Origin of the sequence: Kitasatospora sp. NPDC004669 (assembly GCF_040609455.1) — a bacterium.
Classification (GTDB): domain Bacteria; phylum Actinomycetota; class Actinomycetes; order Streptomycetales; family Streptomycetaceae; genus Kitasatospora.
Genome location: NZ_JBEXKB010000006.1, coordinates 22,761 through 36,746, shown reverse-complemented (window position 1 = coordinate 36,746; position 13,986 = coordinate 22,761). Strand labels below are relative to the sequence as shown.

The window sequence follows — 13,986 nt, the reverse complement described above, 5'->3', positions numbered from 1 at the left end:
CGTCCGGTGTTCCGTCGTCCGGTGCTCCGTCGTCGGGTGTTCCGTCGTCCGGTGTTCCGTCGTCGTTGTCGTCGGCCGATCTGGCGAACATCGAGCTGGGGCGTGCGGGTGCGGCCGTGGAGATGACGGCGATCATGAATGTGGTGTTTCGCGAGCACTATTTCGGTACCTGCCGCGACGCGGGCACGAACACGCTCTACGTGATGCGGGTCCCGGGCAGCGACCTGGACGTCGCCGCGACCCGGGCGGTGGCCGACCGGCCCTGGGTGAAGCTCCAGTTCGTGGATGCGGCCGGTTCGCGTGACCAGCTGATGGCGTTCGGCGCCCGGATCCGCGCGGACATCGGGGAGTGGCAGTCCAAGGGTGTGAAGATCGAGGCGGTGACGCTCGCCGTCGACGGCACCGGAGTGGTGGTCGACACTCCGCAGTGGGCGTCCGCAGGTGCGGAGATCAAGGCGAAGTACGGCCCCCTGGTGGCCGAGGTCCGCTAGGGCCCGCCTGACGCGAAGGACCGGTGCGGGATGCACCGGCCCTTCGCGTTGCCGCGTCAGCCGGTGTTGCGCAGGCCGGCGGCGATGCCGTTGACGGTCAGCAGCAGGGCGCGGGCGCGCAGCGGGTCCTCGCTGCGGCCGGCCGCGGCCTCCTCGCGCTGGCGGCGCAGCAGCGCGACCTGGAGGTAGGAGATCGGGTCGAGGTAGGCGTCGCGGACGGTGAAGGTCTGCTTCAGCACCGGGTTGTGCTCCAGCAGTTCGCTCTCGCCGGTGAGCCGCAGGACCTCGCGCAGGGTGAGGTCGTGCTCGGCGACGATCTGGTCGAAGATGTGGCGCAGCTCGGTGGGTACCAGCTGCTCGACGTAGTGGCGGGCGATCCGCAGGTCGGTCTTGGCCAGCGTCATGGCGACGTTGGACAGGAAGTTGCGGAAGAAGTGCCACTGGCCGTACATCTCGTCCAGCACGTCGCCGAGGCCGGCCGCGCGGGCGGCGGCGAGGCCGGAGCCGACGCCGTACCAGCCGGGGACGATCTGGCGGGACTGGGTCCAGCCGAACACCCACGGGATGGCCCGCAGGCCGTCCAGGCCGGCGCCGGAGTCGGGGCGACGGGACGGGCGGGAGCCCAGGTGCAGCGAGGCGAGCTGGTCGACCGGGGTGGCGGCGAAGAAGTACTTCGGCAGGTCCTCCTGGTCGACCAGGGCCCGGTAGGAGGTGTGGGCGGCCTCGGAGACCTGGTCCATCGCGGCGTCCCAGCGGGCCAGTTCCTCGGGGGCCTGGCGCGGGGAGGTGTGCAGCGCGGAGGCGGCCAGGGTGGCGGAGAGGGTCAGCTCCAGGTTCTCCCGGGCGAGGGAGGGGAGCAGGTACTTGTCGGAGATGACCTCGCCCTGCTCGGTGACCTTGATCTCGCCCTCCAGGGTGCCCCAGGGCTGGGCCAGGATGGCCTCGTGCGAGGGGCCGCCGCCGCGGCCGACGGTGCCGCCGCGGCCGTGGAAGAGGCGCAGCCGGATGCCGTAGCGGTGGGCGACGTCGCGCAGCCGGCGCTGGGCCCGGTGGATCTCCCACTGGGAGGTGGTGATGCCGCCGAACTTGGAGGAGTCGGAGTAGCCGAGCATGACCTCCTGGACGTCGCCGCGCAGCGAGACGAGCAGCCGGTAGGAGGGGTCGGAGAGCATCTCGTCCAGGATGCGGTCGGCCTGCTGGAGCTCGTCGGTGGTCTCCAGCAGCGGCACGATGCCGATCTTGGCGATGCCGGCGTGCAGGTCGATCAGGCCGGCCTCGCGGGCCAGCACGGTGGCGGCGAAGACGTCGTCGGCGCCCTGGCACATCGAGATGATGTAGCTCTCGACGATCTCGTCGCCGAAGCGCTCGAAGCCCTCGCGGATGGTGTTGAAGACGCCGAGGGTCTTGGTGCCGGCCTCGTCCAGCGGGGCCGGGGTGGGGGCGAGCGGGCGGCGCGAGCGCAGCTCCTTGGCGAGCAGCCTCTGCCGGTACTCGCGGGGCATGTCGGCGTAGCGCCAGGCCTCCTCGCCGAGGCGGTCGAAGAGCTGGCCGAGGGCGTGGTGGTGGGCCTCGGCGTGCTCGCGCACGTCCATGGTGGCGAGCTGGAGGCCGAAGGCCTCGATGGTGTTGATGGCGCGGGCCAGGCGGCCGTCGGCGATCAGTTCGCCGCGGTGGGCGCGCAGCGAGTCCTGGATCAGCCGCAGGTCGGCGATCAGCTCGCGGGTGCCGAGGTAGTCGCGGCCCTCGATGTGCGGGGTGCCGCCGGCCAGCCGCTCGCGGGTGTTCTCCAGCTTGAGCCGGATGCAGGTGGCCTTGAGGCGGTAGGGCTCCTCGGCGTTCATCCGCTTGTAGCGGGGGCTGAGTTCGGGGAGCCGGTGCAGGTCGGTGTTGAGCGAGGCGAGCAGCTCGACCGAGGCGCCGGCCAGCCGCTCGGAGGTGGAGAGGGTGTTGCGCAGCTCGTCGATGGCGGCGAGGGCGTCCTTGATGCCGTACTCGTGCTGGAGGTTGAGGACGTCCCAGGTGACCTGCGGGGTGACGTTGGGGTTGCCGTCGCGGTCGCCGCCGATCCAGGTGCCGAAGGTCAGCGGGCGGACGCCGTCGGGCAGGCCCAGGCCGACCCGGGCGAGCTCCTCGTGCAGCTCCTCCAGCACCTCGGGGACGGCCTCGCGGTAGAGCTCGTCCAGGTAGTAGACGGCGTTGCGGGCCTCGTCGGTGGGCTCGGGGCGGGCGATGCGCAGCTCGTCGGTCTGCCAGAGCAGGTCGATGACCTCGGCCAGGCGGCGGTCGGCGGAGCGCTTGGCGCTGCTGGTGCGGGCCGGGTCGGCGGCGGCGAGGCCGGAGGTGAGCTCCTCGCGGTGGATGCGGTCGAGGAGTTCGCCGATCCGGCGCAGCTTGTTGAGCACGCTGCGGCGGGCGGCCTCGGTGGGGTGGGCGGTGAAGACCGGGCGGACCGCGAGGTGGGCCAGGGTGTCCTGGAGGTGCTTGGGGTCGGCCTCGGCGAGCTGGTCGGCGGTCTGGGCGAGCAGCGAGCCCTCGCGGGCGCGGCGGGTGGCGAACTCGCGGCCGCGGTGCACCTGCTCGGTGACGTTGGCGAGGTGGAAGTAGGTGGAGAACGCGCGGACCAGCTTGGCGGCGGTGTCCAGGTCGATGTCGGAGAGGAGTTCGGCGGTGGCCTCGCCGTCGGTGCGGCTGAGCAGACGGACTTGTTCGACCAGGCCCAGCAGCTGGGGGCCCTCCTGGCGGACCAGCGTCTCGCCGAGCAGGTCGCCGAGACGGCGGATGTCCGCACGCAGGGCGGCGTTGTCGGCGATGGCGGTGGGGCTGTCCGCCGGGTTGGGGACCGGAGCGGTCACGGCTGGCTCCCTGTGGTGGTGGGGTTCGGCAACGGCTCATCGTCACAGGTCCACGCGCAGTGTGGCGGGTGTGACGCGTGCGGACCGCGCTGTCCGACGCGACCAGCATAGGTGTCGGGGCGGTCGCTGTCCGCGAGGTGGCCGGATGGCGGACAGGCCCGCCGAAAAGCACCTATGGTCTGGACCAATTGAGCGGTTCGCGAGGTGTACCGGTTATCCCGGTGGGGAGGGGGAGGGGTTGCCGCTTAGGCTGTCACGCATGAGCAAGTCGCCTGGGGAGCGCGTGCCGGTCCGGTCGTTCTGGTGGTGGAAGCGGCCGCGGAGCGCCTTCCTGGACATCGTGCTGGCGGTGCTGGCCGCGCTGGAGTGCTCGGCCAGCACGGTCGCCTTCCTGGATGCCCGGGTGCACCTGTCCGGCGCGGGCACGGTCGCGATCGCGGTGCTCGGCACGCTGGCGGGCGGCTCGCTGGTGCTGCGCCGGCGGTGGCCGGCCGTACCGGTGCTGCTGACTCTGGTGCTGATGCCCGGGATGCTCGGGGTGCTGCTGCTGGTGGTGTCGCTGTACACACTGGCGGAGACCTGGGAGTGGCCCACGCGGCGTTGGCGGGTGGTGGCGCTGTCGGTGCTGGCCTTCGGCGAGGCGGTCGCGGTGATGATGGTGTCGATGCTGACACCGGGCGACTCGACGGTGGAGCAGCCGGCGCTCTGGGTCCAGGTGCTGATAGCGGTGCTGGTGGCGGTCGGGCTGACCGTTCCGCCGGTGGTGACCGGACTGTACGTGGGGGCGCGGCGGCGGCTGATCGAGTCCCTCAAGGACCGCGCCCACGGCCTGGAGACCGAGCTGGACCTGCTGGCCGAGCAGGCCCAGGAGCGCGCCCGCCGGGCCCGGCTGGAGGAACGCACCCGGATCGCCCGGGAGATGCACGACGTGGTGGCGCACCGGGTGTCGCTGATGGTGGTGCACGCCGGGGCGCTGGAGCGGATCGTCGGCAAGGATCCGGAGAAGGCCGCGCAGAGCGCCAAGTTGATGGGCGAGGTGGGCCGGCAGGCGCTGAACGAGCTGCGCGAGATCCTCGGCGTGCTGCGGATGGACGACGAGCGGCAGCCGGAGCCGGACTCGCTGGTCGGGCTGCCCCGGCTGGTCGACCAGTCCCGGGCGGCCGGGATGGCGGTGACCCTGACGGTCAGCGGCAGCCGGCAGGAGTTCACCGGGGAGGCCGAGCAGACCGCGTACCGGGTGGTCCAGGAGGGGCTGACCAACGCCCACAAGCACGCGGGCGGGGCGCAGGTGTCCGTACTGCTCGCGTACGCGCCGAACGGCGTGCGGGTGAGTGTGGTGAACGCCTGCCCGGGCGGGGAGCGGGGTGCGGCGCAGCTGCCCAGCGGCGGCAACGGGCTGGTCGGCATGCGCGAGCGGGTGATCGCGCTCGGCGGCACCTTCTCGGCCGGACCGGAGGCGGACGGCGGGTTCCGGGTCGAGGCGGTGCTGCCGTCCAGGCTGGCGGTCCGGACGAACCGGCTGGGCTGACTGGCTGGCCGGGCTAGGAGTACTCCTCCACGGTGCGCAGCCGTTCCGGGGCGGTGCCCAGGACCAGGGTGCTGATCGCCTGGTCGATGCCATGGCCGAGGAACCACTCGCCGGTGTGGTCCAAGCTGTAGACCCGGCCCTCCTGGTCGACGGCCAGCAGCGCCTGCCCGTACGCCTCCTCGCCGAGCGGGGCGAGCTGGGTGCCCAGCGCCCGGCCGAGGTCGAACAGGGTGCGCGGCTGGTGCAGGCCGCACAGCGGGTCGATCAGGAACGGGGTGCGGGCCAGCTGGCGGCCCGGGCCGGACAGGTCGAAGGCGAGGCCGCCGAACTCGGCCCAGGCCTCCACCGCCGCCGGGAACACCGCATGCGGGACGCCGCCGGACCCGTCGTACCCGGCCAGGGTGTCGGCCCACTCCTCGGCCTGCCGGATCTGCCAGCGGCTGGGGTGCCAGCCGGCCGCCTTGAGCTCGGCGGCGACGTCGGCGGGGAAGCGCGGGCGGGTTCGCCCGAGGGTGCCGGCCGAGGACAGGGTGGCCGGGGGCGGGGGCGGGGGCGGGCTGGGCGGATTCAGGGCGGACTCCGGGGATCGGGGACAGGGGGCGTACGAGGGGCGGTCGACGCGCGGATCAGCGCGCGGGCGGCCCGACGGCGACGCTCTGCACGGTGAAGTGCTCCAGCATCGGGGCGCAGGAGCGGCACGGCGGGGCGTGGGTGCCGTGCGCCGGGTCGCCCTCCTCGCGGATCCGTACGGTCGTCATCCGGGAGCCCTTGAGTGCCTTGCGGGCCTCGTTCAGGCTCATCGGCTTGCGGGCCGCTCGCTTCGAGCGCTTGCCGTCGACCGTGGTCAGGTACTGGGAGAGCAGGACGGCCTCCGGGCAGCGGCCGGTGAACCGCTCGCGGGCCTCGACCGGCAGGGTGTCCAGGAAGTCGCCGACCAGCGGGTGCAGGACCGGGCGACGCTCGTCCTTGTCGCCGGCCAGGGTGTGCACCTCGCCTCCCTTGAGCGACAGCGCGGCGGCGACGGCGGGCAGCAGGCTGTCGCGGTGGTGGCGCAGCACGGGCGGGCCCGCCGGCTCACCGGTGGTCATGCGGTGTCCTCCTCCACGTTCCCGGCGGTCCGGTTCCTGTTGGGTCCTGTTGGTCCTGGGCAAGCCTGTCATTTGACACCGACAAGCGCACAACCGGGGTGCGGGCACGGCCGAACCCCCGTACGGCCGTCGGCTGATCGGCCGGGCGCCCGTGGGCATCCTGACGCGACCTCGGCCGGATCCGCACACCGTCATCACGACTTGTCCGCCAATCTACCGAAACCGCCCCCGACGCGGAGCCGTCGCCGGTACGGTTCCGACAGCGCGCCGCAGGGGGCGCGGCCCGTCCACCGGTTCGGCCAACTCGCGCCGATGAAGGAACCGTTGGAGGCGGCCGGCGACCGTCCAGTGGTGGAGTGCGCGGCGCAGTCCCGGGGTGCCCGGCAGTACGGGCGGGGCCGGGGGTGTTCACCGACGACGTGAACTCGCCGACGCCGCACGGATGATCGGCGCCGGGTCGGACGACCCCGTCCCGGTCCGCCTGCCGCCGCACCCGCACCTCGCGCAGACACGGCAGCCGCGGGTCGTGGAGGTGTTGGGAGGGGCGCCGGGTGCGGGGGTTCGCCCGGCGGGGTGACCCCCTAGGCTGGTGCCCAGCAAGCGCACCGAGAATTTGCAGCAGCCAGTGGGGGCTCCCAGATGACGACAGGTCGGCCCGGCGTCGCCGCCGCACCGAACGCGGCGTACGCAGGTCAGGTGGTGCATTTCCCGGATCCGGTCCGCGCGGAGCGGCACCCGGCCGGGGTCCGGGTGGACGAGTCCGGCTACCCGGACTTCGGCCCGTACGCCGCCGCGGCGGCCGAGGTCGCCGACCCGCCGGAGGGCTTCGGCGTGGACGAACTGCGGCTGACCGACTACGTCTCCGCCAACGCCGCGCTGTTCACCCAGGGCCACCCGCTCTGGGCCGACCTGGAGACCGCGGTGGCCACCCCGCCCGGCTGGACCTGGCACCACGCGGTCGGCCGGGCCGCCCCCGGCTGGCGGCGGATGGAGCTCGTCCCGGTCGAGGTCAAGGCCCTGCTGCGGCACCACGGCGGCCTGGCCACCTCGCCCGCCGACCACTCCCGCCGCGGCACCCGCCCGCTGCAGGAGCGCCGGCCCGTCCACTTCTCGCTGGCCAAGGACGGCGGCGACCCGATCGGCGTCCCCGAGGACCTGGTGCAGCGCGCCGAGGAGCGTCTCGGCTACCGGCTGCCCGGCGCCTACCGCACCTTCCTCAAGCTGGGCGGCGGCCGCGGCCCGGTCGGGGTGGCGCTGGACACCGAGCTGGGCATGCTGCTCGACCAGCCGTTCCTGACCCTCACCGAGGAGTACGGCACCGAGGACGTCGTGTACGCCAACAAGTGCCTGCGCGACCACTTCACCAAGGACTACCTGGGCATCGCCTACGTGCAGGGCGGCATCCTCGCGCTCAAGGTGCGCGGCGACCGGACCGGCTCGGTCTGGTTCCACCTGTACGACGACGCCCGCGACTCCGGCGCGCCGGAGGCCCCGGAGGACCGCTGCGCCCGGCTGCTGCTGCCCTGCGGGGACGACTTCGACGCCTTCCTGCTGCGGCTGGCCGGCAGCCCGCCGGAGCTGGAGACGGTCGCGGAGCTGATGGTGGACGGCGGGTTCGCCCGGGCCGTCCCGGTGGGCTGACGCGCGTGGGCGCCGGGGTGCAGGTGGAACGGGGGACGAAGAGGATGCGGACAGGGGTGAACCGGGCGTGGTGACGTACGCGCAGGCGCATGAGATCGCCGAGGAGTGGATCAACGGCGGCGTGCCGCACGCGCAGCAGCGCGAGGTGCGGGTCCGGGAGTTCGACCTGGGCTTCGTCTGCTGGGCGGTCGCGCCCGCGGACACGGCCGCCGGTACGGACGGCGGTGGGAGCGGCTCGGGTGAGGCGCGGCTGGTGATCGCCCGGGACTCGGGCGCCAGCACGCTCTGGCCCGCGCTGCCCGTCAACGAGGTGGTCCGGCAGTACGAAGAGGTGTACGGGCGGCCGGTCGCGGCCAACCCGGCCGGGGCGGCGAAGCCCGCACCGGGGCCGGTGGAGGCCACCTCCTTCCTGCTCAGCCCGCCGCAGTGGCTGCAGGAGGCGGGGGCCGCGGCGATCGCGGCGGAGGCGGAGAAGCTGGGGGGCGCTGCCGCCCCGGCCGCTGCCGCCGCCCCTGCTCCGATGGCCGCCCCGGCCCCGACGGCTGTCCCGGCTCCCGCTCCGGCGCCGGTCGCGGCCGAGGAGCCGCCCGCGCCGATGCCGCCCGCACCCGCCCCGGTGCCCGCGCCGGTGCCGTCCGCGCCGCCGGCGCCCGCCGTGCTGACCGCGCCGCCGGTCTCCGACCGACCCGCCGGGGACGCGCCGACCATGCTCGCCCCGCCGCCCGGCGACGAGCCGGCCTTCGCGCCGCAGCCCCCGGCCGCCGCGCCGGTGCCGCCGCCGGCCGCGCCCGTGGAGCCGGTCGCCCCGGTCGCTCCCACCGCGCCGGTCGGCGCCGAGGCGGCGACCGTGCTGATGTCCGAGGGCCTGCGCACCTCCGGCTCGGACCTGCCCGACGCGCCCGCCCCGGCCGGGGCCGAGGCCGCGACCATGCTGATGCCCCCGGGCAGCGGCGGCTACGGCATGCCGCCGGTCCCGCCGCCCGCCGCCCAGCCCCCGGCTGCTCCGCCCGCCGCCCCGCCGGCCCCGGTGCCCGCCGCGGCCGCCGTGCCGGCGCCGACGCTGCTCGCGCCGCCGGACGCCATGCCCGGTCTGATGGGCCTGCCCGGTGCCCCGGCCACCCCGCCTGCGGGCGGTGCGCCGGTCGAGCAGGCGCCCACCATGCTGGCCTCGCCCGGCGGGCTGGCCGGCCTGCCCGGCGGCCCCGGCACGCCCTCCGCCCCGCCCACCGCCGCGCCGGCGCAGGGCGGGCTCGGCCGCGCCCCCGGGTCAGCCCCGCCGCCGCCCCCGCCGGCCGCGCTGCGCGGCGGCCCGTCCGGCGGCCCCTCCGGCTCCTCGGGCTCGGGCGGGCTGGGCCGCAACCAGGGCACCGCCCCGCCGCCGCCCCCGCCCGCCGAGCTGCGGCACACCCCGGGCTCCGGCGCGCCCGTCGGCGGTGCCGGCGGCCGGGCGGCCGGTTCGACCCCGCCGCCCCCGCCCCCGGCGGGCCTGCGCAGCGGTGACACCCCGGCCCCGACCCCGCAGGGCGCGCCCGCCGGGCCCGCGGCCGGGATCGCGTACGAGGCGACCCAGCTGGCCAGCGCGATCGACCCGGCGCTGCTCGTCGGCCCGGCGGACCCGGGCACCCCGCCGTCCGGCGGCCCCGCCGTCCCGCCGCCGCCCGGCGGCCCGACCGCCCCCGCCGCGCCCGTCGCCGGGTACGGCTACCCGAACGCGGGCGCCGCGCCCGGCGTCGTCCCGCCGACCCCGGTCACCGGCCCGCCGCAGGGCGCGCCGGTCCCGCCCGGGGTCCCCGCGGTCGGCCCGGGCTACTTCGCCGCGCTCAGCTACCGGGGCCCGGACGGCTCGGAGCAGAAGCTGCTGCACCGCAGCGAGCCCGGCACCCCGCACCCGGAGTGGAAGATCCTGCAGGACCTGCGCCGGCTGAACGTGCCCCCGGAGCAGGTGCTGGAGCTCTACACCGAGCTGGAGTCCTGCGACCTGCCGGGCGGCTACTGCAACCGCATGATCGCGGCCTCCTGGCCGAACGTGCGGCTCACGCACACCGCCCCGTACGGCCGCGACCACGCCTCCCGGCAGGCCGGGATGGCCGAGTTGCTCGACCACCTGGACGAGCTGCACCAGCTGGCCTCGGGCGCCCAGCGGGTCCGCCCGTTCCGGGTGCCGCTGCCCGTGCCCGGGACGGTCCAGCAGCTGCCCCCGGCACCGCCGCAGCAGCTGGCCCAGGAGGTCGGCGAGGCCTTCGGGCAGAACCTGTTCCGCTACGAGCAGCGCGCGGTCTCCCGGCAGGGCGTGCCGGAGCCGGTGTCGCAGAGCCTGATGTGGGCCGGGCTGCCTCGCGACTTCGGGCCGTTCTTCTGGGCCCAGGCACAGGAGGGCCGGCCGATCCCGACCCTCGCCGAGCTGGCCGCCGAGCGCGGCCTTCCCGTAGCCCCGGACTTCGGCGGCTACCTGGTGCTCGGCAACGACTACGGCCGTCAGCTGTGCGTCCAGTACGGCACCGCGCACGTGGTCGCCGTGGACATCGATGGAACCGGCCAGCCGCCGCGCTTCGTCAACAGCGGTGTACCGGAGTTCGTCCGCGCGCTGGCCCTGCTGGGGCGGATGTGGCGGCTGCGGTACGGGCTGACGCCGGAGCAGGCCGGTCGCTGGACCACCGACTTCCAGGCACAGCTCGCCGCGATCGACCCGGCGGCCCTGCAGAACGCGGACACCTGGTGGGCCGTGCTGCTGGAGCAGTTCTGGGACGGTCTGCTGTAGCGGACCGTCGCGGATCCTCGCAGGTGGGGAGGGGTCGTTCCGGTGTCCGGAACGACCCCTCCGGCATGTCCCGGTAGCTGTGCCTCGTTGGGGTTTCGTCCGGATCTGCGCAGAATAGGTCAGGAGGGTGGGTCTATTCGCCTGGTCCTCGACATATTCCGGTCCGCACGACGACCGGATCCGGCCCCGGCCTGCGAACCGGTTCCGGATCCGTCCGTTCCGTCCGATCATGGGCTCCGCAGCCCGCGAAACGAGGGGAAGAGCCCATGAGCGACGCCGTCCCCCAGTACGGCTTCACCCAGGCCCGGCGCGGCTACGCGCCCGAGCAGGTCGACCGGGCGCTCGCCGCCCTGACCGCACGACGCGACGAGGCGTGGGAGCGGTTGAGCGTCCTGGGCGCCGGGATCCGGCAGATGGAGGCCCGGCTGGACGACGTCCGCCGCGCCGCCGACGAGGCCCCGGAGCCGGACTACCAGGTGCTCAGCGAGCAGGCCGTCGGACTGGCCGAGATGGCGCAGAACGAGGCCAACGCGGTGAAGGAGAAGGCCGAGCGCTTCGCCGAGGACCTGCGGGACGAGGTGTACGAGGCCGGGCAGGCGCTCGGCAAGGCGGCCAAGGAGTACAGCGCCACCATCCGCTCGGAGGCCGACGCGGCCGCCCGCCGCACCGACGAGCGCACCCGCGCCGAGGCCGAGGGCATCCGAGCCGAGGCCGACCGGGAGAGCCGCGAAGCCCGGGACGGCGCCACCGCCTACGCCGCCAAGGTCCGGGTGGCCGCCGCCGAGACCAGCGAGCACGCCGAGGCCGAGCTGGCCGCCAAGCGCCGCAAGGCCGACGAGACCTTCGCCGAGGCCCAGGCCAAGGCCGATGCCGAGGACACCGAGGTCTCCGCGACGGCCGAGCGCCGGGTCAAGGAGGCCGAGCAGCACCGGGAGACCGTGCTCAACCGGATCAAGCAGCTGGAGACCGACGCCCAGGCCAAGGCCGACCAGCTGGTCGAGCAGGCCCGCCGGGAGGCCGAGAAGATCAACGCGGCGACCGAGCGCGACCAGCACGCGTTCGACACCCGGCTGGAGACCGTCCAGCGGCACCTGGACCACATCAAGGCGACGCTGGCCTCGCTCACGGGCGCGGCGGTCGGGCAGATCGAGCCCGAGGAGGAGGCCGTCGAGGACACCGCCCCGGCGGACGCGGTGGCCGACGCGGCGCCGGTGGACTCGGAGGCGGACACCGGGGAGATCCCGGTGCGGAACCTGCGGAAGGCCTCGGTGCGGCCTTCGGTCCCGGCTCCGGCTGCGGCTCCGGCCGCCGACAAGGCTCCGGCTCCCGACAAGGCTCCGGCTCCCGACAAGGCTCCGGCTCCGGACGCCGACAAGGCCCCGGCTCCCGACAAGGCTCCGGCTCCCGACGAGGCTTCGGCTCCGGAGAAGTCGACGGCGGTGCTGCGGCAGCCGGTGGTCGGCGGGGGCGCTGCGGGTGCCAAGGCCGACGGAGCCGAGGGCGCTGCCGCCGAGCCGGTGGTGACCGGCCCGGTCGCCCCGGCCGCGGTGCCGCCGAAGCCGGCCTCGCCGCCCGCGCCGGCCGCCGACCGGGACGGCGTGAACGGTTCGGAGGGCGCGGAGGGCGCGGAGGGCGCCGAGGAGCCCGAGGACGAGACCCGGATCATCCCGAAGATCATCATCGTGGACGACGGCAGCGGCTACGCCGCCCCCAACACGGTCTCCTACCGCCGCCGCTAACCCTTGCCCTCACCCGCGATCAGCTGGGTGAGCTTGGCGTCCTGGGCCCTGACCGCCTCCTTCTGCGCGGCCAGGGCCTCCGCGTTGCGGTCGATCAGCTGACGCTGGTAGCCGGCCAGCGCGGCGAACCAGAGGCCGGCCAGGTTGGACCTGACGGTGCAGTCGGCGTCCGCGCGGGCGGCGGCCAGCTCGGCCGGGGTGGGCTCCGGCGTGGCCTGGTACCTGCGGGACAGCTCCTCCGGGGTGGTGGCCTCGAAGCCGGCGGCCGACATGCAGGCGGTCCACTCCTTGGTGGCCGCCACCACCCGGGCGTCCTTGGCGGCGGCCTTGATCGACTCGTCGAACAGCCGGCTGACCAGCTCGCCGCCGGCCGCGGGTGGTGAGCCGAGCCGTTCGGCGGTCTGCCGGTCGCAGTCGACCCGGGCGTTGTCGTAGGCCTCGCCGGCTCCGGCCGGGGCGGGGTTCGGCCGCGGGGCGGTCCGCTTCGGCGGATGGAAGCCCAGGGTCGCCGCGGCCTGCGCCCCGAGGTAGCCCCAGGGGCCGGCCGGCAGGGCGGTCGCGTCGTCCGGCGGCTGCGCGGCCTGCAGGCCGTCCCCGCTGAACGCGGCGAACCCGGCCCGGTGCATGCAGGAGACGACCAGCACATTTCGTGCCTGAATCTCCTTGACGGAGGTTTGATCATCGGCCTGATAAGCGGAGAGGGGAAGTCCGGTCATTCCGCCGCGACCGGATTCCGGAGCGATTGTCGAACTGATCTCCGGTGGAGTCGGAGAGGATTCGGCGGAACCCTTGCCGGCGCCGTCCGAGCAGCCTGCGGATAAAACCGACAGAACGGCCGTCAGGGATATGGCGGCGAATCGTCCGAATTGGGTGGGGCGTGGCAAGCGTCTGCTCCGATCCTCAAGCGCGGCAAGCTTGTTGGGACCCTAGCTCATTTCGTCCCGGAACGTTCCCGGGGTGTCGGCCGAGGACTGGCTTGGCCGGAAAACGGCTGTGCGGTGGTGGCTCGCCGTGTAAATCTCGGGAGTCGCAACCGCTACCGACGGAGGGTTACATGATTCGCCGCACTAATCCCCGTACCAGCGTTCGGAACAGAAATGGCAAGGCGCGTCGAGTGGGTGCCCTGGCGGTTCTCACGGCCGCCGCCGCGACGCTGCTGCCGACCACCGGCGCACATGCCGTGGACCGGGTCGACTGCGGAAACCGGGACGATTTCGCGAAGGTGTGGAACTACGGCTACAGTGGCCAGCTCTGCTTCGCGAACGACGGCTGGACGGCCGTGCGGATCTACAACGTCGACCGGATCGACGCGGGCAACAACAAGGTCATCACCTATCTCGGCGGCGGGCTCGGCTCGTGGACCGTCTTCAGCTGGGAGCGCTACGACTTCAACGCCAACCAGGGGCACCAGGTGATGATGTACGACATCAACCTGTCCCGCTGGTAGGGCCCGTTGTGACCGCTTCGCTCCGACGGCTTTCGCCATGACGGCTCTCGCCGTGGCGGTCTTCGCCGTGACGGTCTGCGCCGACCGGACGGGTGCGGACGTCCGGGGCGGCCGGTGCGCGGGCCGGGCGGTGAACGGGGCGGTAGAAGGATGAGGCCGAGACCCGTGGCGCCCTCCAGGAAAGGGCGCCACGGTTCCCGGCGCTTGGGCGGGCGCCCCCACCCAGGGTCGCCCGGCCTCGCACCTCCGACCCCCATCGGGGGTGCGACAGTGCCGCCACAGCCATCCCCCACGGTTGGGTGCGGCGGGCACGTCCACCATGGTGCGCGATCTCCATGGACGGCCAGTGACCGGAGTATGTCCAGTTCGTGGCGGATGGCGGAGCCGGATGTCGACCGGTGTCCGGCTGGTTCGTCCACCGGCTGCCCGGCGTTCCGTCCAG

Annotated in this window: 10 protein-coding genes; 6 read left to right on the top strand and 4 right to left on the bottom strand. The window is 74.3% G+C overall.

Translation table 11 applies throughout. From position 1 onward, the window contains the following. Positions 1-491 (top strand): hypothetical protein (locus tag ABZW30_RS07155; RefSeq protein WP_355670025.1); only part of this gene is annotated, 491 nt, incomplete at its 5' end. A gap of 56 nt (positions 492-547) precedes the next feature. On the opposite strand, the gene ppc is transcribed toward ABZW30_RS07155, so the two are convergent. After that, complete coding sequence (gene ppc / locus ABZW30_RS07150; protein ID WP_355670024.1) at positions 548-3,343, bottom strand: phosphoenolpyruvate carboxylase; 2,796 nt, start codon at positions 3,341-3,343, stop codon at positions 548-550. Positions 3,344-3,602: 259 nt separating this feature from the next. On the opposite strand from ppc, the gene ABZW30_RS07145 reads away from it, so the two are divergent. Then, complete coding sequence (locus tag ABZW30_RS07145) at positions 3,603-4,871, top strand: histidine kinase (RefSeq protein ID WP_355670023.1); 1,269 nt, start codon at positions 3,603-3,605, stop codon at positions 4,869-4,871. A 13-nt stretch (positions 4,872-4,884) separates the two neighbouring features. Here ABZW30_RS07145 and ABZW30_RS07140 read toward each other — a convergent pair whose 3' ends face one another. Both ABZW30_RS07140 and ABZW30_RS07135 read right to left on the bottom strand, forming a co-directional pair. Next, entirely contained in the window at positions 4,885-5,400 is a 516-nt protein-coding gene (locus ABZW30_RS07140) for an SUKH-3 domain-containing protein (protein WP_355670168.1), read from the bottom strand. Positions 5,401-5,497: 97 nt separating this feature from the next. Next, positions 5,498-5,959: a YwqJ-related putative deaminase gene (locus ABZW30_RS07135; RefSeq protein ID WP_355670022.1), complete on the bottom strand. Its 462-nt coding sequence runs from the start codon at positions 5,957-5,959 to the stop codon at positions 5,498-5,500. Positions 5,960-6,598: 639 nt separating this feature from the next. On the opposite strand from ABZW30_RS07135, the gene ABZW30_RS07130 reads away from it, so the two are divergent. From ABZW30_RS07130 to ABZW30_RS07120, 3 genes are all read left to right on the top strand, one after another. Beyond that, entirely contained in the window at positions 6,599-7,600 is a 1,002-nt protein-coding gene (locus ABZW30_RS07130; protein ID WP_355670021.1) for an SMI1/KNR4 family protein, read from the top strand. Between the two features lie 67 nt (positions 7,601-7,667). Continuing rightward, positions 7,668-10,358 carry an SUKH-4 family immunity protein gene (locus ABZW30_RS07125; protein WP_355670020.1) on the top strand — a complete coding sequence of 897 codons (2,691 nt, stop codon included), beginning with the start codon at positions 7,668-7,670 and terminating at the stop codon, positions 10,356-10,358. A 266-nt stretch (positions 10,359-10,624) separates the two neighbouring features. Continuing rightward, positions 10,625-12,097 carry a hypothetical protein gene (locus tag ABZW30_RS07120; RefSeq protein WP_355670019.1) on the top strand — a complete coding sequence of 491 codons (1,473 nt, stop codon included), beginning with the start codon at positions 10,625-10,627 and terminating at the stop codon, positions 12,095-12,097. Here ABZW30_RS07120 and ABZW30_RS07115 read toward each other — a convergent pair. After that, on the bottom strand, positions 12,094-12,813 hold the full coding sequence (locus tag ABZW30_RS07115; RefSeq protein ID WP_355670018.1) for a hypothetical protein: 720 nt from the start codon (positions 12,811-12,813) through the stop codon (positions 12,094-12,096). The two genes, ABZW30_RS07120 and ABZW30_RS07115, sit on opposite strands and share 4 nt — an antisense overlap. Positions 12,814-13,211: 398 nt before the next feature. On the opposite strand from ABZW30_RS07115, the gene ABZW30_RS07110 reads away from it, so the two are divergent. After that, positions 13,212-13,544 carry a beta/gamma crystallin domain-containing protein gene (locus tag ABZW30_RS07110; RefSeq protein WP_355670017.1) on the top strand — a complete coding sequence of 111 codons (333 nt, stop codon included), beginning with the start codon at positions 13,212-13,214 and terminating at the stop codon, positions 13,542-13,544. The last annotated feature ends 442 nt before the right edge of the window (positions 13,545-13,986 follow it).

Coding starts and splice junctions, on each gene's coding strand:
- ABZW30_RS07145 (WP_355670023.1), top strand. CDS start 3,603: ATGAGCAAGTCGCCTGGGGAGCGCGTGCCGGTCCGGTCGTTCTGGTGG.
- ABZW30_RS07135 (WP_355670022.1), bottom strand. CDS start 5,959: ATGACCACCGGTGAGCCGGCGGGCCCGCCCGTGCTGCGCCACCACCGC.
- ABZW30_RS07130 (WP_355670021.1), top strand. CDS start 6,599: ATGACGACAGGTCGGCCCGGCGTCGCCGCCGCACCGAACGCGGCGTAC.
- ABZW30_RS07120 (WP_355670019.1), top strand. CDS start 10,625: ATGAGCGACGCCGTCCCCCAGTACGGCTTCACCCAGGCCCGGCGCGGC.
- ABZW30_RS07115 (WP_355670018.1), bottom strand. CDS start 12,813: ATGACCGGACTTCCCCTCTCCGCTTATCAGGCCGATGATCAAACCTCC.